Source organism: Xanthobacter autotrophicus (assembly GCF_030015065.1).
In the GTDB taxonomy this organism is placed as follows: domain Bacteria; phylum Pseudomonadota; class Alphaproteobacteria; order Rhizobiales; family Xanthobacteraceae; genus Xanthobacter; species Xanthobacter autotrophicus_D.
Genome location: NZ_JAIVFN010000101.1, coordinates 1 through 16,878, shown reverse-complemented (window position 1 = coordinate 16,878; position 16,878 = coordinate 1). Strand labels below are relative to the sequence as shown.

General features: G+C 68.9%; 19 protein-coding genes. 6 read left to right on the top strand and 13 right to left on the bottom strand.

Features of this window, described 5'->3' with window-relative positions; genetic code table 11:
• Positions 1–64 precede the first annotated feature (64 nt).
• Together K9U40_RS17590 and K9U40_RS17585 are read right to left on the bottom strand one after the other, a co-directional pair.
• Positions 65–355: an acylphosphatase gene (locus tag K9U40_RS17590; protein ID WP_282891437.1), complete on the bottom strand. Its 291-nt coding sequence runs from the start codon at positions 353–355 to the stop codon at positions 65–67.
• A gap of 42 nt (positions 356–397) precedes the next feature.
• Positions 398–1,219 (bottom strand): cell envelope integrity EipB family protein, encoded by an 822-nt coding sequence (locus K9U40_RS17585; protein ID WP_282891436.1) that lies wholly within the window; start codon positions 1,217–1,219, stop codon positions 398–400.
• A 132-nt stretch (positions 1,220–1,351) separates the two neighbouring features.
• Here K9U40_RS17585 and K9U40_RS17580 point away from each other — a divergent pair, with 132 nt between their 5' ends.
• The 4 genes from K9U40_RS17580 (at position 1,352) to K9U40_RS17565 (ending at position 4,756) form a co-directional block, all read left to right on the top strand.
• Positions 1,352–1,816, top strand: coding sequence for a RidA family protein (locus K9U40_RS17580; RefSeq protein WP_282891435.1), 465 nt, complete (start codon positions 1,352–1,354; stop codon positions 1,814–1,816).
• A gap of 22 nt (positions 1,817–1,838) precedes the next feature.
• Complete coding sequence (locus tag K9U40_RS17575) at positions 1,839–2,579, top strand: glycerophosphodiester phosphodiesterase family protein (protein ID WP_282891434.1); 741 nt, start codon at positions 1,839–1,841, stop codon at positions 2,577–2,579.
• A gap of 113 nt (positions 2,580–2,692) precedes the next feature.
• Positions 2,693–3,865 carry a GNAT family N-acetyltransferase gene (locus K9U40_RS17570; RefSeq protein WP_282891433.1) on the top strand — a complete coding sequence of 391 codons (1,173 nt, stop codon included), beginning with the start codon at positions 2,693–2,695 and terminating at the stop codon, positions 3,863–3,865.
• A 120-nt stretch (positions 3,866–3,985) separates the two neighbouring features.
• Entirely contained in the window at positions 3,986–4,756 is a 771-nt protein-coding gene (locus K9U40_RS17565) for a proteasome-type protease (RefSeq protein ID WP_282891432.1), read from the top strand.
• 169 nt (positions 4,757–4,925) lie between these two features.
• Here K9U40_RS17565 and K9U40_RS17560 read toward each other — a convergent pair whose 3' ends face one another.
• From K9U40_RS17560 to K9U40_RS17540, 5 genes are all read right to left on the bottom strand, one after another.
• Positions 4,926–5,384 (bottom strand): peptidylprolyl isomerase, encoded by a 459-nt coding sequence (locus K9U40_RS17560; RefSeq protein WP_414114743.1) that lies wholly within the window; start codon positions 5,382–5,384, stop codon positions 4,926–4,928.
• 128 nt (positions 5,385–5,512) lie between these two features.
• Positions 5,513–6,076 carry a peptidylprolyl isomerase gene (locus K9U40_RS17555; RefSeq protein WP_282891430.1) on the bottom strand — a complete coding sequence of 188 codons (564 nt, stop codon included), beginning with the start codon at positions 6,074–6,076 and terminating at the stop codon, positions 5,513–5,515.
• A gap of 58 nt (positions 6,077–6,134) precedes the next feature.
• Positions 6,135–6,644 (bottom strand): pantetheine-phosphate adenylyltransferase, encoded by a 510-nt coding sequence (gene coaD / locus K9U40_RS17550; protein ID WP_282891429.1) that lies wholly within the window; start codon positions 6,642–6,644, stop codon positions 6,135–6,137.
• 159 nt (positions 6,645–6,803) lie between these two features.
• On the bottom strand, positions 6,804–7,538 hold the full coding sequence (locus K9U40_RS17545) for a metal-dependent hydrolase (protein ID WP_282891428.1): 735 nt from the start codon (positions 7,536–7,538) through the stop codon (positions 6,804–6,806).
• Between the two features lie 209 nt (positions 7,539–7,747).
• Entirely contained in the window at positions 7,748–8,479 is a 732-nt protein-coding gene (locus K9U40_RS17540; RefSeq protein ID WP_282891427.1) for a cytochrome c biogenesis CcdA family protein, read from the bottom strand.
• 200 nt (positions 8,480–8,679) lie between these two features.
• On the opposite strand from K9U40_RS17540, the gene K9U40_RS17535 reads away from it, so the two are divergent.
• Positions 8,680–9,690, top strand: a complete 1,011-nt coding sequence (locus K9U40_RS17535) for a YcjF family protein (protein ID WP_282891426.1) — start codon at positions 8,680–8,682, stop codon at positions 9,688–9,690.
• Here the strand turns inward: K9U40_RS17535 and K9U40_RS17530 are convergent.
• From K9U40_RS17530 to K9U40_RS17515, 4 genes are all read right to left on the bottom strand, one after another.
• On the bottom strand, positions 9,676–10,254 hold the full coding sequence (locus K9U40_RS17530; RefSeq protein WP_282891425.1) for a hypothetical protein: 579 nt from the start codon (positions 10,252–10,254) through the stop codon (positions 9,676–9,678). The two genes, K9U40_RS17535 and K9U40_RS17530, sit on opposite strands and share 15 nt — an antisense overlap.
• The gene (locus tag K9U40_RS17525) at positions 10,251–11,423 is read right to left on the bottom strand and encodes a vWA domain-containing protein (protein WP_282891424.1); all 1,173 of its coding nucleotides are present in this window, start codon (positions 11,421–11,423) and stop codon (positions 10,251–10,253) included. The genes K9U40_RS17530 and K9U40_RS17525 overlap by 4 nt, the downstream gene beginning before the upstream one ends.
• A 200-nt stretch (positions 11,424–11,623) precedes the next feature.
• Positions 11,624–12,697 carry a polysaccharide biosynthesis/export family protein gene (locus K9U40_RS17520; RefSeq protein ID WP_282891423.1) on the bottom strand — a complete coding sequence of 358 codons (1,074 nt, stop codon included), beginning with the start codon at positions 12,695–12,697 and terminating at the stop codon, positions 11,624–11,626.
• Between the two features lie 326 nt (positions 12,698–13,023).
• Positions 13,024–13,773 (bottom strand): metallophosphoesterase family protein, encoded by a 750-nt coding sequence (locus K9U40_RS17515; RefSeq protein WP_282891422.1) that lies wholly within the window; start codon positions 13,771–13,773, stop codon positions 13,024–13,026.
• Between the two features lie 255 nt (positions 13,774–14,028).
• Here K9U40_RS17515 and cbiB point away from each other — a divergent pair, with 255 nt between their 5' ends.
• Complete coding sequence (cbiB, locus tag K9U40_RS17510) at positions 14,029–15,000, top strand: adenosylcobinamide-phosphate synthase CbiB (protein ID WP_282891421.1); 972 nt, start codon at positions 14,029–14,031, stop codon at positions 14,998–15,000.
• On the opposite strand, the gene K9U40_RS17505 is transcribed toward cbiB, so the two are convergent.
• Both K9U40_RS17505 and K9U40_RS17500 read right to left on the bottom strand, forming a co-directional pair.
• Positions 14,984–16,450 carry a cobyric acid synthase gene (locus tag K9U40_RS17505; protein ID WP_282891420.1) on the bottom strand — a complete coding sequence of 489 codons (1,467 nt, stop codon included), beginning with the start codon at positions 16,448–16,450 and terminating at the stop codon, positions 14,984–14,986. The two genes, cbiB and K9U40_RS17505, sit on opposite strands and share 17 nt — an antisense overlap.
• A 4-nt stretch (positions 16,451–16,454) precedes the next feature.
• Positions 16,455–16,878 (bottom strand): cob(I)yrinic acid a,c-diamide adenosyltransferase (locus tag K9U40_RS17500; protein WP_282891419.1); only part of this gene is annotated, 424 nt, incomplete at its 5' end.

The following is a 16,878-nucleotide window of genomic DNA, read 5'->3' as shown; positions in this document are numbered from 1 at the left end:
CCCCCCCTCCCCCGCAAGCGGGCGAGGGTTCACCGTGCGTGAGCGGATGTGCCATCCGGGCACACTACAGGGTCTCCAGCACCGTGAAGCGCTCCCGCCCGCCGGCGGCGAGCGCCGTATCGGAGGCGTCGTGCACCAGCATGTCGTCCACCCGCGCCCCCGGCGGGCCCGAGCGGCAGGCGGCCAGCATGGCCTCCACCACCGCGTCGGGACCGGCGAACACCGCCTCAACCGCCCCGTCGCGGCGGTTGCGCACGAAACCCCGAAGGTCCCGCGCACCCGCCTCGTAGGCGCACCAGGCGCGGTAGCCGACGCCCTGCACCCGCCCGCGCAGCATCACATGGACGTACCGCATGACATCCTCTCGATGGAACCCGCCGTCACCGGATACCCGTCGTCATTTGGCGCAGCCATCGGACACCTTCAGCGCCTCGAAGGCGGACATGGCGCCGATAAGGGCGAACTTGCCGTAATCAATCTTCAGGCTGCCCACCACGCCGTTGTCATAGAGCTGCATGGACATCACATAGGCCGGCGCGCGGTCCACCCCGCCGGTCTCGAAATAGCTGATGGTGATGGGGTAGAAGGTGCGGCCTTTCAGGCTCTCCTTGGCCGGGGCGGCGGCGCGGCTCTCGTCGGTGTTCGGCCGGCCCAGCACGGCGAGGGTCTCGTAGACCTTGGCCGGGTCGTTGGCGCCGTCATAGACCTTCGCCTCGAACACGCTCTCGCCGGCGGCCGCGGCCGCGAGCACCCGCTTCACGTGCTCGGTGGGCAGGAGGATCTCGCCCTTGAGCTCCAGGGTGCGGGCCTCGGGCTGGGCGACGGTGACCCTGAGCCGGTCGCGCCCCTGCCGCTCCACCTTCGCCTCGATCTTATCGTCGCCATCATCGCCGTCGGAGGTGGAGAGGAAGCGGTAGGCCTTCGCCTCCCCGTCCTCCCACGCCCTGGAAGTCACGGCCTGGCGCAGCGGCTTGCCCTCGCCGGTGGAGGCGACGCTCTCCTGCCGCGTCAGCGTGGAGTAGCCCGCGCAGGCGTCGCCGGTGATCTCGTACTGGATCTCCCCGTTCATCTCCTCCAGCTGGCCCGAGGGCTTGGAGCCGTCGAGGGAGAGGCGGTAGGTGGCCTTGTGGGGCAGCAGCGGGACGGCCCCTGCCGACGCCACGCCGAGACCGAGGACAGCGAGCGCCGCAGCAAGGGCGAGGCGCGAACGAAACTGCATGGTCAAAGACTCCTCATTGCGCCGCCCCTTGCGCCACCGCGCCGGCTTGCACGGGCGCTGCGGTTCGGCGAAGAGGAAGGTCCAATTGCGCACACCGTGTGGCAAAAGCGCTCCACGGGACAGGAGACCTTCATGACCTCGCCCATCGACGCCAGGCTCGCCGAACTCGGAATCGCCCTGCCGACCCCGACCCCGCCGCTCGCCAATTATGTCCCCGTGGTGCGCACCGGCAACCTGCTGTTCGTCTCCGGCCAGATCTCCATCGACGGCGCCGGCAAGATCGTGGCCGGAAAGCTCGGCGCGGGCGTCGAGATCGAAACCGGCCGCGAGGCCGCGAAGCTTTGCGCCATCAACATCCTGGCCCAGGTGAAGGCCGCCGTCGGCGACCTCGAAAAGGTGGTGCGGGTGGTGAAGCTCGTCGCTTTCGTGAACTCGGCGCCCGACTTCGCGGACCAGCCCAAGGTGGTCAACGGCTGCTCCGACCTGTTCGTGGAGGTGCTCGGCGACAAGGGCCGCCACGCGCGTTCCGCCGTGGGCGTCGCCGGCCTCCCCTTCGATGCGGCGGTGGAAGTGGAAGCCATCGTGGAAGTGGCGTGAGGCCAAAGGGCGGAACGCAGGAATGGGCGACCTGAGCTGGCTGACGGCGCGTCCGGTCGCCCATCGCGGACTGCATGACGCGGCCCGCGGCATCATCGAGAATGCCGGCCCGGCGATGGATGCGGCCATCGCCGCCGGCTACGCCATCGAGCTGGACCTGCAGGCCAGCGCCGACGGCGAGGCCATGGTGTTCCACGACTTCACCCTCGATCGCCTCACCGACGCGCGCGGCCCGCTGGCCGCCCGCCCGGCGGCGGAGCTGGGCGCCATCGTCTTCCGTGGCACCGGCGACCCGATCCTCACCCTGCCCCAGCTTCTGGAGCGGGTGGCAGGACGGGTACCACTCGTCATCGAGATCAAGAGCACCTTTGCCGGGGACACCCGCCTCGCCGCCCGCGCGACGGATCTGGTGGCGGCCTACAAGGGCCCGGCGGCGCTCATGTCGTTCGATCCGCAGATGCTGGAGGCGGTGCGTGCCCGCGCCCCCGCCGTGGCGCGGGGCATCGTGGCCGAACGCCATTACGGACCGGAATGGCCGGACATCGGCCCTTCCCGCGGCTTCGTCCTCGCGAACATGCTCCACTGGCCGCGCTCGCGCTTCCAGTTCGTGAACTACCGCGTCGCCGACCTCGACCAGCCGGCGGTGCGCCTGCTTCGGGCGGTCGGGATGCCGGTGCTGGCCTGGACCGTGCGCACCCCGGACCAGCGCGCCCGCGCCGCACGCCTTGCCGATCAGATCGTGTTCGAGGGCTTCCGGCCTTGAGCCGGCACGCGCATCACATCCGGGACCCGCGATGACCCTTGCCCCTGCGTAAGCGCAGCCTGCGGCGTCCTGTCGCGGTGGGCAGCGTGTGATGCAACGCACAAATTAGCGGGATGCCCGAAGCTCGCATCCGCATCCTGCCAGCCCTCACCGAAATCAAGCCGGCCGATTGGGACGCCTGCGCCGCCGGCGGGGCGGCGCGGCCGGAGCCGTTTCTGTCCCATGCCTTCCTCTCCGCGCTGGAAAGCTCCGGCTGCGCCGCCGCCCGCACCGGCTGGCTGCCGCAGCATCTGGTGCTCGACGGACCGGACGGCACTCCGGCCGCGGTGATGCCGGCCTATCTGAAATCCCATTCGCGCGGCGAATATGTCTTCGACCAGGGCTGGGCCGACGCCTATGGCCGCGCCGGCGGCGACTATTACCCCAAGGTCCAGGTGGCGGTGCCGTTCACGCCCGTGACCGGACGCCGCCTGCTGCTCAAGGACCCCGAGGATCCGGTGGGCTGGCCCGCCCTCACCGCCGGGCTGAAGGAGCTGGTGCGCCTGCGCGGGGCATCCTCGGCCCACGTCACCTTCGCCACCCAGGCGGAGTGGGAAGGGCTGTCGCAGCTCGGCTTCCTCCAGCGCACCGACCGGCAGTTCCACTGGACCAATGCCGGTTACGCCACCTATGACGACTTCCTCGCCGAGCTCGCCTCGCGCAAGCGCAAGGCACTGAAGAAGGAGCGGCGCGAGGCGCTGGCCAACGGAATCACCATCGAGTGGGTAACCGGCGCCGACCTGACCGACGAGGCACTCGATTCCTTTTTCATGTTTTATCTCGATACCGGCGGCCGCAAATGGGGCACGCCCTATCTCAACCGCGAGCTGTTCTCGCTGCTGGCCGAGCGCATGCCGCAGGACATCCTGTTGGTGATGGCGCGGCGCGACGGGCGCTACATCGCCGGGGCGCTCAACTTCATCGGGGCGGAAACGCTGTACGGGCGCTACTGGGGCGCCGTGGAGCAACATCCCTTCCTGCATTTCGAGGTCTGCTATCATCAGGCCATCGACTTCGCCATCGCCCGCGGCCTCAAGGTGGTGGAGGCCGGCGCCCAGGGCGAGCACAAGCTCGCGCGCGGTTATTTGCCGGTCACCACCTATTCCGCCCACTATATCGTCCATCCCGGCCTCAAGGGGGCGGTGGCGCAATATCTCGAGCGCGAGCGCGCCTATGTGGAGGAAGACGCGGCGGTGCTCACGGATCTCGGCCCCTTCCGCCGCTGCCGGGAAGACGAGCAGGATTGAGCGACGCGGAACTGAGGGTAATGGGACACACCTCGCATCCCCGTTTGCCGGCGTATCATCGCGCCGTTGCCCGGTCCCGCGCCCGGTCGCTATAGTCGCGCCGCGAAACGGGGGTTTGCGATGACCTATTGCTGTGGGGTTCTGGTGCGGGATGGGTTGGTGCTGATCGCCGACACCCGGACCAATGCGGGCCTCGACAACATCTCCACATTCCGCAAGCTCCACATCTTCGAGGAGCCCGGCCACCATGTGCTCGGCCTCGCCACCGCGGGCAACCTCTCGGTGTCCCAGTCGGTGGTGAGCCTGCTCAGGGAAGGCGTGGAGGATCACGAGGCCGGCGAGCGTCACCAGCTGCGCGACTGCCGCACCATGTTCCAGGCCGCCCAGCTGGTGGGTACCGCCATCCGGCAGGTGCACAAGGTCAACGGCGCCTTCATGGAGCAGAGCAGCATCAGTTTCGAGGTGTCGTTCCTGCTCGGTGGCCAGATCGCGGGCGACAGCCTGCGCCTCTACATGATCTACTCGGCCGGAAATTTCATCGAATGCACGCAGGACACGCCGTTCCTGCAGATCGGCGAGCACAAATACGGCAAGCCGGTGCTCGACCGGGCCGTGAACTACGACATGGAGATCGCCGAGGCGCTAAAGGCCAGCCTCATCTCCATGGATTCCACCATGCGCTCCAATCTCGGCGTGGGCCTGCCCATCGACGTGATGGTGGTGACGCCGGATACGCTCCATTCGGAGCTGGTCTATCGGATCGAGCCCGGCGAGCCCTATTTCCACGATCTGCGCGAGCGCTGGTCCGCCGCCCTGCGGGCCGCCCACGCCTCCATCCCGCGTCCGCCTTACCTGAAGGACATGCGCGCACGCCACCTCACCGAGGTGTGACGCGGGCGCTCAGACGGTCGCGGACGGTGAAAAGAAAGGGCGCCCCTCGGTGGGGCGCCCTTTCTTTTTTCAACCTGCGAGCCGAGGTCGGCACCTATGCCGTCCTGCGGCTCACGCCGGTACCTATGCCGTCCGGCGGCTCACGCCGGTACCTGTGCCGTCCTGCGGCTCACGCCGCCTTGGGGGCGAGCTTGGCCGAGACGATCTTGTCGGGATCCTTCACGGGCTCGCCGCGCTTGATCAGGTCCACATTCTCCATGCCCGAGATCACCTCGCCCCACACCGTGTACTGGCCGTCGAGGAAGCGGGCGTCGCCGAAGCAGATGAAGAACTGGCTGTCGCCGGAATCGGGGTTCTGCGCGCGCGCCATGGAACAGGTGCCGCGCACGTGGGGCTGGCGGTTGAACTCAGCCTTCAGCTTCTGGCCCGAGCCGCCCATGCCGGTCCCGGTGGGATCGCCGGTCTGCGCCATGAAGCCGTCGATGACGCGGTGGAACGGCACGCCGTCATAGAAGCCGGTGGACACCAGCTCCTTGATGCGGGCCACGTGGCCGGGGGCGAGGTCGGGACGGAACGCGATGGTCACCGGCCCCTTGGTGGTCTCGAGGACCAGAACTTCATCACTCATGGATCTCATCCTTTCGAGGCGGCGCCGGAGAGGTCCGGCCGCCGCGTCCGCCCGGCTGCGCCGAGGCTCAAGAAAGCCGTGCCGACCGGCTGGACCGACCGACACGGCACAAAATCACGTCAACCAAATCACTTGGCGTCCGCCGCCACCTGCATCTTCACGATGCGGTCGGGACCGGACACCACGCCGTTGCCCGAGGCCGAGCCCTTCTTGATCTTGTCCACGAACTCCATGCCCGACACCACCTGGCCCACCACGGTGTACTGGTTGTTCAGGCTGGGGGTTTCGTCGAACATGATGAAGAACTGGGAGTTGGCGCTGTCGGGCGAGGAGGCCCGCGCCATGCCCACCACACCGCGCTTGAACGGCACGGAGGAGAATTCCGCCGGCAGGTTGGGATACTTGGAGCCGCCGGTACCGTTGCCGTACTGGCCGTCACCGGTCTGCGCCATGAAGCCGTCGATGACGCGGTGGAACGGCACGTTGTTATAGAAGCCCTCGCGGGTCAGCGTCTTCATGCGCTCCACATGCTTGGGCGCGAGGTCCGGGCGCAGCTGGATCACCACGCGGCCATAGGGCGTGTCGAGATAAAGAGTGTTCTGCGGGTCGCCCTTCGTCTGGGCCTGGGCCGGCAGCGCAACGGCGAAAGCGAGCAGGGCAGCGGCGAGAAAGCGGCCCAAAAGACGCGTCATGAAGATCTCCTGCGAACGGCCCCGGTCGGGGCGGATGGGTGGGCGCCGGATGCGCCGCTCAACGCGGGAACTTGTCCTTGAGGCGCGCCAGCACTTCGGCCGGCACGAAGGCGGAAACGTCCCCGCCCATGGCCGCGATCTGCCGCACCAGCGTGGCGGTGATGGGGCGTACCCGCGGCGAGGCGGGCAGGAACACGGTCTGGATGTCGGGGGCGAGCACCCCGTTCATCCCCGCCATCTGCATCTCGTAGTCGAGGTCCGTGCCGTCGCGCAGCCCCCGGATGAGCAGCGTCGCGCCGAGCCGCTGGGCGGTGGCAACGACCAGGTCATCGAAGGTGATGGCCTCCAGCGTCGCATTCTCCTGCGCCGCGATGGGCCGGCACACGGCGGTGAGCATGTCCAGCCGCTCCTCGGCCGAAAACAGCGGCGCCTTGCCGGGATGGATGCCCACCGCCAGCACCAGCCGGTCGGCGAGGCGGCAGGCGGAGCGCACCACGTCCAGATGGCCGTTGGTCAACGGATCGAACGAGCCGCCATAGATGGCGGTGCGGGGCGTGTGGGCGCTCATGCTGCGCTCGTCATGGCGCTTGACCTCATGGGGCGGTCCTTGGGGGTCCTCATAGGGGGCGCCACTCCGGGCACCCCTCTTGGAGCGGCGGGGGGCGCCTCAAGAGGCGCTCCTCCTGGGGCGGAAGGCGTAGCCGTCCGCACCGCCCGACGCAACCGCCTATGATGACGGCGTGATGTTGGCGTCGAACGATCCGCCGGGGCCGGGCACCACCACCTTCACCGGGTGGTCCGCCAGCGCCTGCACGAAGAAGGAGGCGTCCTGCACCAGGATGGGGAAGGTGCCGTAATGGCATGGCACCACCACCTCCACCCCCGGCAGGAAGCGCTTTACCGCCAGCGCCGCCACGGCGGGGCCCATGGTGAAGCGGTCGCCGATGGGGATGAAGACCACCTTGGGCCGGTGGATTTCGCACATCAGCGCCATGTCGGAAAAGATGTCGGTGTCGCCCATGTGCCAGACGGTGGGCTCGCCCGGCGCCCGGATGATGAGGCCGGTGGGATTGCCGAGATATTCGGAAGGGCTGCCCGGCCCGCCCGAGGAATGGTCGGCGCGCACCATGGTCACGGTGAAGCCGCCGCAATCCAGCGTGCCACCGGTGTTCATCATCTGCGGGGCATTGCCGGCGCCCTTGGCGGAAAGGTAGGCGCAGACCTCCGGATTGGTCACCACCGGCAGGGTCCGGCTCGCGTCCGCCGCATCCTCCACCAGGGAGAGGGTGTCCCCCACATGGTCGGAATGGCCGTGGGTGAGCAGGATGTGCGTCACCCCGCGGGCGGCCTCCTCCACGGTGGAGTTGAAGCGGGGATTGCCGGTGAAGAAGGGGTCGATGAGCACCGCCTTGTCCGCGAAATCGAGGCGGAACGCGGCGTGGCCGAACCAGGTGATCTTCATGGGAGAAACGGCGCCTCTTGGCTGCGCGGAGCGCGTGCCGACCAGCATGCATGGCAGGCTCATCGGATCACGCACTCTCCTTCTTGAATTGGAGAGTCGGATCCGGCTCTCCATGCGATCGGGCGCGGAGTATTCCGGAAGGCCCGGCACGGCGCAACGGCGCGGTGGCCTTTGCCCCCGCCCGAACGTGGAAAATGTGGAGCCGCCGCCTACCCCAGGGTGGAGAGGGACGGGAAGGTCTCGATGAGCCAGTAGCTGGCATGGGCGATCCAGCCGGACATGAAGGCGATGCCGGTGAGCACCAGCAGGGCGCCCATGGCCTTCTCCACCACCGGCAGGAGCTTGCGCATGTGGACGAGGCTCTTCAGGAACGGCCGCACCGCGACGGCCGCCAGAAGGAAGGGCACGCCGAGCCCCAGCGAATAGATGGCGAGCAGCCCCGCGCCCTTGGAGACCGTCGCCTCCGAACCCGCCACCGCCAGGATGGCGCCCAGCACCGGGCCGAGGCACGGCGTCCAGCCGAACGCGAAGGCCAGCCCCATCACGAAGGCCCCCCAGATTCCGGTCGGCTCGTGCACATGGGCGCGTGCCGTGCGGTGCAGCAGATGGATTCGGAACACGCCGAGGAAGTTCAGCCCCATCACGATGATGGCGAGGCCGGCGATGATGGAGAGCACATCGAGATGGGCCCGCAGCAGGTCGCCGATGGCTGAGGCCCCCGCCCCCAGCGCCACGAACACCACGCTGAAGCCGGCCACGAACAGCATGGCGCCCACCATGGCGCGGCGCCCCACCTCCTTCACCGGCTCGTCGCCGGCGAGGTCGTCCAGCGTGCTGCCGCCGAGGAAGCACAGATAGGGCGGCACCAGCGGGAGCACGCAGGGGGAAACGAAGCTCACGAGGCCGGCGAGGAAGGCGGCGGGCAGGGTCACGTCGGCCATGGGTCTTCGTCGCAGCTCCGGTTTCGCGCATCCATCGACGGGCGGGCGGGCGTCCCCTCGCCGCACCGTCTCGCATTGCCGTTGCCTCATGGGCCGCCGGGCCCGTTCGGGCAAGCCACACTTCGCCGCGCTCCCCGCCTTGTGAGCGGCGGATGCGCGGGGGCTTGCGCCCGCCTCACTTCAGCGACATCTGATGACCCATGAGCGATGAGCGCACCTCCCCCCGCCGGCCCCAGGTCTTCCGCCTCGACGAAGCCGCCATCACCATGGCGCCGCCGGAGCCGGCGGAACCGGCCTTTCCCCCGCCGGTGCCGGCTCCGGAGCCGCGCCGCGCCTGGGGCATGTCCCTCGCCGGGCTGTTCTGGTCGGCGCTGGGCGGCGTGCTCAGCCTCATGGCCTATGTGGGCCTCAGCCAGCTGATCGGCGACCTGTTCGCCCGGGCCGAGTGGCTCGGCTATGTGGGACTTGCCTTCACCGCCACGCTGCTGGCCGCGCTCGTCGCCATCCTGGCGCGGGAGATTGCCGGCCTGGCGCGGCTGACCAGGCTGGACGACATCCGCGCCCGCGCCGAGAAGGCCCTGGCCGAGGATGACCGCACCCTGGCCGAATCCGTGGTGCGGGACGTGCTGCGCCTGTCCGCGGAGACGCCCAGCCTCGCCCGGGCACGGACGGATCTCGAAGGGCACATGTCCGGAATCATCGACGGGGCGGACCTGATGCACCTCGCCGAGCGCACGCTGCTCGCGGGCCTCGATTCCCGCGCCCGGCAGATGGTGTCGGACGCGGCGCGCAACGTCTCGGTGGTCACCGCGGTGTCGCCGCGGGCGGTGATGGACCTCGCCTTTGTGCTCTACAGCGCGGTTACGCTCATGCGCCGCCTCGCCCGGCTCTATGGCGGGCGTCCCGGCACGCTCGGCACGGTGCGGCTGGTGCGGCACGTGCTCGGCCACCTCGCCGTCACCGGCGGCATGGCGGCCGGCGACACCTTGGTGCAGCAGATCGTCGGCCAGGGGCTGGCCGCGCGGCTGTCGGCGCGGCTCGGCGAAGGGGTGGTGAACGGGCTGCTGACGGCGCGGCTTGGGCTGGCGGCCATTGCCGTCACCCGCCCCCTGCCCTTCACCGCCCTGCCCGCGCCGCGCCTCGCGGACGTGGCGAGCGGCCTGCTGCGCAAGGCGGAGGAGGAAGAGGCCGCCGCCTCACGCCGGCAATAGGTGCGGCGGGATCCGGTCGGGCGTGTAGCGCAGCGGGCGGTTGCGCCAGATCGTCTCGGCTGTGGGCCAGACCACGAAAGCCCCCATGGCGCCCAAAAACAGCGCGAAGCTCCATTGCCGCTCCAAGAGGGCGAAGCCGAGCACCGTCAGAAGCCCCGCCAGCGCGAGCGCCCCCACCGTCACCATCAGGATGAAGCGCCACCGCGCATAGCCGCCGCGGAAGTGCGCCGCGCTTCCCCTCGCGGCCAGCGCCGCATGCAGGGCCCGGACGAAGGCGGCATAGTCCGGCCCCTGGTCCCGGACCCCGGTCAGCGAGATGCGCGAGGCGGACGCCGTCTTCAGGCGGGTGCCGTCGCGGCCGGAAATCTCGATCTCGAAGGCCGCCGCCGCGAACTTGGCCGGCAGGAAACGCAGCGTGACCGCGGAAATGTCGGCGAGCGCAAGGTAGCCCTCGCGCGGCCCCACCGCGAACTCCAGCCCGGCGGACACGAGTTGCAGCCGCACGCCGGCGCCGCCGAGGCGCGGGAAGCAGGCATAGGTGGCACCCTCTTCTGCCCCGCTCACGTCAGCTCCCGCATGGCGGCGTCGATGCCCTCGACGGTCAGCGGGAACATGCGCCCCTCCATGAGGTGGCGCACGAGGCGGATGGAGTCCGTATAGCCCCAGTGCGCCTCCGGTACCGGATTGAGCCACGCCGCCTTGGGATAGGTGGTGGTCAGGCGCTCCAGCCAGACCTTGCCCGGCTCGGCATTGTTGTGCTCCACCGAGCCATTGGCATAGGTAATTTCATACGGGCTCATGGACGCATCACCCACGAAGATCAACTTGTAGTCGTGGGGATAGGTGTGCAGCACGTCGAACAGGGGGATGCGCTCGGTGGCACGGCGGGCGTTGGATTTCCAGACCCCCTCATAGACGCAGTTGTGGAAGTAGAAGTGCTCGAGGTGCTTGAACTCGGCACGGGCGGCGGAGAACAGCTCCTCCACCTGGGCCACGTGCCAGTCCATGGAGCCGCCCACGTCGAGGAACAGCAGCACCTTTACCGCATTGCGCCGCTCCGGGCGCAGGCGCACGTCGAGCCAGCCCTGGCGGGCGGTCTCGCGGATGGTGCCGTCGAGGTCCAGTTCCTCCGCCGCGCCGATGCGGGCGAACTTGCGCAGGCGGCGCAGCGCCACCTTGATGTTGCGGGTGCCGAGCTCGACCGTATCGTCGAGATCCTTGAAGTCGCGCTTGTCCCAGACCTTCACCGCACGGAAGTTGCGGTTGCCCTCCTGGCCGATGCGCACGCCCTCCGGATTGTAGCCATAGGCGCCGAAGGGGGAGGTGCCGCCGGTGCCGATCCACTTGGAGCCGCCCTGGTGGCGCCCCTTCTGCTCCTCCAGTCGCTGTTTCAGCGTCTCCAGCAGCTTGTCGAGCCCGCCCAGCGCCTCGATCTGGGCCTTCTCTTCCTCGGTGAGATGCTTCTCCGTGAGCTTCCTCAGCCAGTCCCCGGGGATGGAGTGGCCCTCCTCCCCCAGCGCGCCTTCCAGGCCCTTGAAGCAGCGGCCGAAGACCTGGTCGAAACGGTCGAGGTGGCGCTCGTCCTTCACGAGGCTGGCGCGGGCGAGATAATAGAAGGCATCCACCTGCCGGCCGGCCACGTCGCGGTCCATGGCCTCCATCAGCGTGAGATACTCACGCACGGAAACCGGCACGCCGGCGGCCTTGAGCGCCTCGAAGAAGGCGATGAACATTCAGGCTCTCTCCCCCGCTCCGCGCCCGACACCCGCGCCCTGCCGCGTGCCCGCATGGGCCGCCCCTGCGCGGCGCATGCTCCACCATAGCGGAGAGCCCCGCTCGCGCGCAAAGCCGGACGGCACGGCCGTGAGAACGCGAAAGGCCGCGCCCGGAAGGCGCGGCCTTGCCCGAAGGAAACCGCCCCGAGGGGCGATCCTCAGTTCACGCCATAGACGTTGGTGTTGGCTTCCGTGATCTCGCGGACCGCGGTGGCGCCCAGCAGCACCAGGTTGAGGAACTTGGTCAGCTCCACCGACGCGGCATTGCCGATATAGATGATGTCCTTGTCCCGCATGGGCACCTTGGTGGCCATGAGGTAGCCGGTCGGCTCGCGGAAATTGACCGTGTAGATGGTCGGGATCCGCTTGTCGGGGAGGTTGGACACGTCCACGCCCATCCGCTCCAGCGTGGAGCGGTTCTCGATGCGGAACAGGAAGACGGACTGCGGGTCCGCCTGCTGGTCCAGCAGGCCTTCGGCCTTGGCCGCGGCCTCGCTGAGGCTGATGGAATCGTTGCCGAAGTTGAACTGGCCCTGCTTGCCGCTGGCGCCGAAGGCCAGGAAGGTCCGCGGACGGCTGAACACGTAGATGGTGTCGTCCGGCTGCAGATAGACATTGTTGGCGGGCTCGCGGACGAGGCGGTTGAAGCTGATGGTCGCCTCGCGGTGGCCGCGCTGGAGCGTGACGAACAGGTCGTAGCCCTTGGCCTGCGCCATGCCGCCACGGCTGACGGCGTCCAGAATGCGCTCGCCCGCGGAGGTGAGCGGGAAGCGCACGGGGGTCTCCACCTCGCCGATCACGGTCACGGCGTTGGAGCGCTGGGTCTTCACGGTGACCACCGCCTGGGGCTCGATGGCGCGGTTGCGCAGCCGATCGACGATTTCCTTTTCCACCTGCGACGGCATCAGCCCCGCCGCCTTCACCTGCCCTGCATAGGGCACCGAGATGAAGCCGTTCGGGTCCACGGTCTGATCGGGGATATCGACAAAATTGCCGGCGCGCGAGGCGGCTTCCGCAGGAATGAACAGGCCGCCGGAGGAGGCCTCGAAGATGGACACGCCGACCTGGTCGCCAACGCCGATCTTCACGTTCGGAATGGGCCTGCGGTCATTGCGGAAGGTGCCGATCAGCCCCTCGCTGTCGGTGGTGGCGAGGACCCGCACCACGTCGATGGTCATGGGCACCAGCTTGTAGCCGACGCCGTCCGTGTCCTGAGTCTGCGGATTGCGCACCTCTGCGCTGTAGGGGCCCGAAGCCGGAAGAAAATTACAGCCGCCCAGGGCTGCAGCGATGGCGACGCAGCCTGCGAAGCGAAGGCGGTCGAACCAACTCTTTCGGACTAGGAACACTGGCCTTCACCCCCATACAACGTCGCCTCGTTTCCCTACCATGGAGGCTCAGCGGCGGCCTATCTCCAGTGGCTTGAATCGTATCCGGAGCAACGATTTTCCGAACTTCGTGTGGCATTGCAGCAACAAAAAAGAAGCCGGGCCGGAATCGCAATTTGCGACAATATGATACCTTTGAATGCGGCCGCCGGTGACGGTCCTCTGGTACCTTAAGTAGTGATCTGGAAACAGTCCGCACCTTCGAGCACCAGGCAGGTGAGATGCCCCGAGGCATAGGCGCCGGTGTCGATGTTAATCCGGTTGGGCAGCACCTCGGGCTCCCGGGTGGGGGTATGCCCATGCACCACGCAATGGCCCAGCCAGTCGGGGCAGTCGAGGAATTCGCGCCGGATCCACATCATGTCCGCGGGGCTCTGCTCCTCCAGCGGCACGCCGGGACGCAGGCCGGCATGGACGAAGAGGTAGTCGCCGCAGACGAAATGGCTGGACAGCCGGTTGAGGAACGCCAGGTGCGCCGGCGCGACCGCCGCGCGCCACTGGCTCCACAGCGTGCCCTCGTCCAGCGTGCGGCGGTGGCCCAGATAGGAGAAAACCGTCTCCAGCCCACCCATCTTCATCCAGCGCGCGAACCCTTCGCGCGAGAGGAGGGCCTCGATCATCACCGCCTCGTGGTTGCCGCTGAGGCAGACGACCTCGCGGCTGGCCTGGCGGGCGATCAGCGCATCGAGAACGGCCGCCGAATTGGGGCCGCGATCCACGTAGTCGCCGAGATAGACCTCGATGCAGTCCGGGCCCGGATGGGCCGCCATGTCGGCGTCGATCGCCTTTTGCAGGTGTAGCAGAAGATCGATGTGACCGTGGATATCGCCGATAGCATAGACACGCTTGTGCGCAGGCAGCCGCACCGTGGCAGGGGCGATGGAGCCACCTGTCGCCGGGACCGGGCGGAGCTTCAGCATTGCCATGATCGCAGCCTGACACCTGCCACGTCACCCCCATGGGGACGCTCAATACCAAAGTTTAGCACACGTATTCGCGCAGTGCGAAGACTCTTTGCTGCATTGCGGTAACAGCGTAAAGTCACACAGCAATCATGGCCGTGCCGGCGCGGACGGGCGGATTTTGGTCAAAACCGCGGCCCCCTCGACCTGTTGCGGGAATCCGGTTCTAACGTGATCTGGCCGTGGCGCGGAATGGGGCGGGGGGAGGCATTGATGGCGTTCGACCTGGCGGCGCTGGCCGTGCTTCTGGAAGCCGTCGTCGGCTATCCGGCGGCCATGGTCCGCCGCATCGGCCATCCGGTGATCTGGATCGGCCGCCTGATCGTCGTCCTCGATCACGCCCTGAACCGTCCCGGCCTCGGCGCGACGACCCGCAGGCTGCTCGGCGTGGTGGCCGTGGGCGTGATCCTCGCTGCCGCCGCCGCGCCGGCCGCGCTTCTGGAGGCGCTGCTGCGCCCCCTGCCCTTCGGCCTGGTCGTGCTCGGCCTCATCGGCTCCACGCTCATCGCCCAGCGCTCGCTGCACTGGCATGTGGCGCGGGTGGCGGAGGCGCTGGAGGGCGGCAGCCTGGAGGCGGCACGCACGGCGGTGAGCCACATCGTCGGGCGCGACCCGCAGACCCTCGACGAGGCCGGCGTCGCCCGCGCCGCCATCGAGAGCCTCGCCGAGAATTTTTCCGATGGCGTGGTGGCGCCGACCCTGTGGATGTGCGTGGGCGGGCTGGCCGGGGGCGCCGCCTACAAGGCGCTCAACACCGCCGACAGCATGATCGGCCACCTCACCGAGCGCCATGCCGCCTTCGGCTGGGCTGCCGCGCGCGCCGACGACTATGTGAACCTGCCCGCCTCGCGCCTCGCCGGCATGCTGCTGATCGCGGCTGCGGCGCTCACCCCCGGCGCCGACACCCGCGCCGCACACCGGGCCATGCTGCGGGACGCGCCGCGCCACCGTTCCCCCAATGCCGGCTGGTCGGAGGCCGCCATGGCCGGCGCGCTGGGGCTGAAGCTGAACGGACCCAAGGTCTATGCCGGTGTCTTCACCGAAGACGCCTATATGGGCGACGGAAGGCGGGAGGCGACGGCGGATGACGTTCGCGCCGCGCTGCGGCTCTATCGGCGGGCGGATGCGCTGATGGTGCTGCTGGTGCTCGCCGGGGCGGCGGCGACCTTCATCTGGCGAGGCTGAGCAGCCGGTCGAGGTCCAGATGGGCGGCGAGGTGGGCGGCGAGACGATCCAGCGTCTCCTCCACCCCCTGCTCATAGGCCGCCTGCGACGGCGCCCCACCCAGCGCGCCGAGCAGGCCGCTACGGAAGGCGTCGGAGGCGAACAGGCCGTGCACATAGGTGCCGGACACCCGGCCGCAGGCGGACCGGGCGCCATCCGGCCGGCCATCGGAGAGCACGGCGAAGGGCCGCCCCGCATCTGCGCCGGCGGTGACGCCCATATGCATCTCGTAGCCGGCAAATGGAGTGGCGACGGCGGAATCTCGGGCCACGCCCTTCACCTCCACCAATCGCTTGTCCGGCGACAGCACGGTGTGAACCTTGAGCAGGCCGAGGCCGCGGGCGATCTTCGCCTCGCCCTCGATGCCGTCGGGATCGGCGATGGTCTCGCCCAGCATCTGGTAGCCGCCGCACAGGCCCATCACATGGCCGCCGCGCCGGGCGAAGGCGAGGATGTCGTGGTGGAGCCCTCCCGCCTTGAGCGCGGCGAGGTCCGCGATGGTGGCCTTCGAGCCGATGAGCAGCACGAGGTCGGTATCCACCGGCAGCGTCTCGTGGGGGCGGATGCGGCGCACCTCCACGGAAGGCTCGGCGTCCAGCGGGTCGAGGTCGTCGAAATTGGAGACGTGGGGCAGGATGGGCACGCAGATCCTGATCCCAGCCCCCGGCTTCGCCGCGGGCGGGGCGACAAGCGCCAGCGCGTCTTCGGCCGGCAGGCGGATGGCCTCACCGAAATGGGGCACCAGCCCCAGCGCCGCCCAGCCGGTGTGGCGCGCGATCGTCTCCATGCCGGCGGCGAACAGGCTCGGGTCACCCCGGAAGCGGTTGACGATGAAGCCGCAGATGAGGGCCGCGTCGGCGGGATCGACCACCGTCTTCGTTCCCACGAGGGCGGCGATAACGCCGCCCCGGTCGATATCGCCGATGACCACCACCGGCACGCCAGCAGCGCGGGCAAAGCCCATGTTGGCGATGTCGCCGGCCCGCAAATTGACCTCCGAGGCGCTGCCCGCGCCCTCCACCAGCACCAGGTCGGCCTCGTCCTTCAGGCGGCCGAAGCTCTCCAGCACGAAGGGCAGCAGAGACGGTTTCATGCCCTGGTAGGCCGCCGCCTTGGCTGTGCCGTAGACGCGGCCCTGCACCACCACCTGCGCGCCGGTCTCGCCCTGCGGCTTCAGCAGCACCGGGTTCATGTGGACGCTGAGGGGTACCCGCGCCGCCCGCGCCTGCAGCGCCTGCGCCCGGCCGATCTCGCCGCCATCGGCGGTGACGGCGGCGTTGTTGGACATGTTCTGCGGCTTGAAGGGACGCACCTTCAGCCCGCGCAGGGTGAAGGCGCGCGCCAGTCCCGCCACGAGCAGCGATTTGCCCACGTCCGACCCGGTGCCCTGGAACATCAGCGCGCGCGCCATGGGATCAGAACTCTATGCCGGCCTGGGCCTTCACCCCGGCCGCAAAATGATGCTTCACCAGCCCCATCTCGGTGACGAGATCCGCCGCCGCGATCAGCTCCGGCTTGGCGTTACGCCCCGTCACCACCACGTGGAGGCCGGGGCGGCGGGCCGTGAGCGCGGACACCACCTCGGCAAGGTCGAGATAGTCGTAGCGCAGGGCGATGTTCAGTTCGTCGAGGACGAGGAGGGCGATGGTCTCGTCTTCCATCAGTTCGCGCACCTTGGCGAAGGCGCGGGCAGCGGCGGCGCGGTCGCGGGCGAGGTCCTGCGTCTCCCAGGTGAAGCCCTCGCCCATGGTGTGCCAGACCACCTTGTCGCCGAACGCGGCGAAGGCCTCCTGCTCCCCGGTCTGCCACGCGCCCTTGATGAACTGCACCACGCCCACC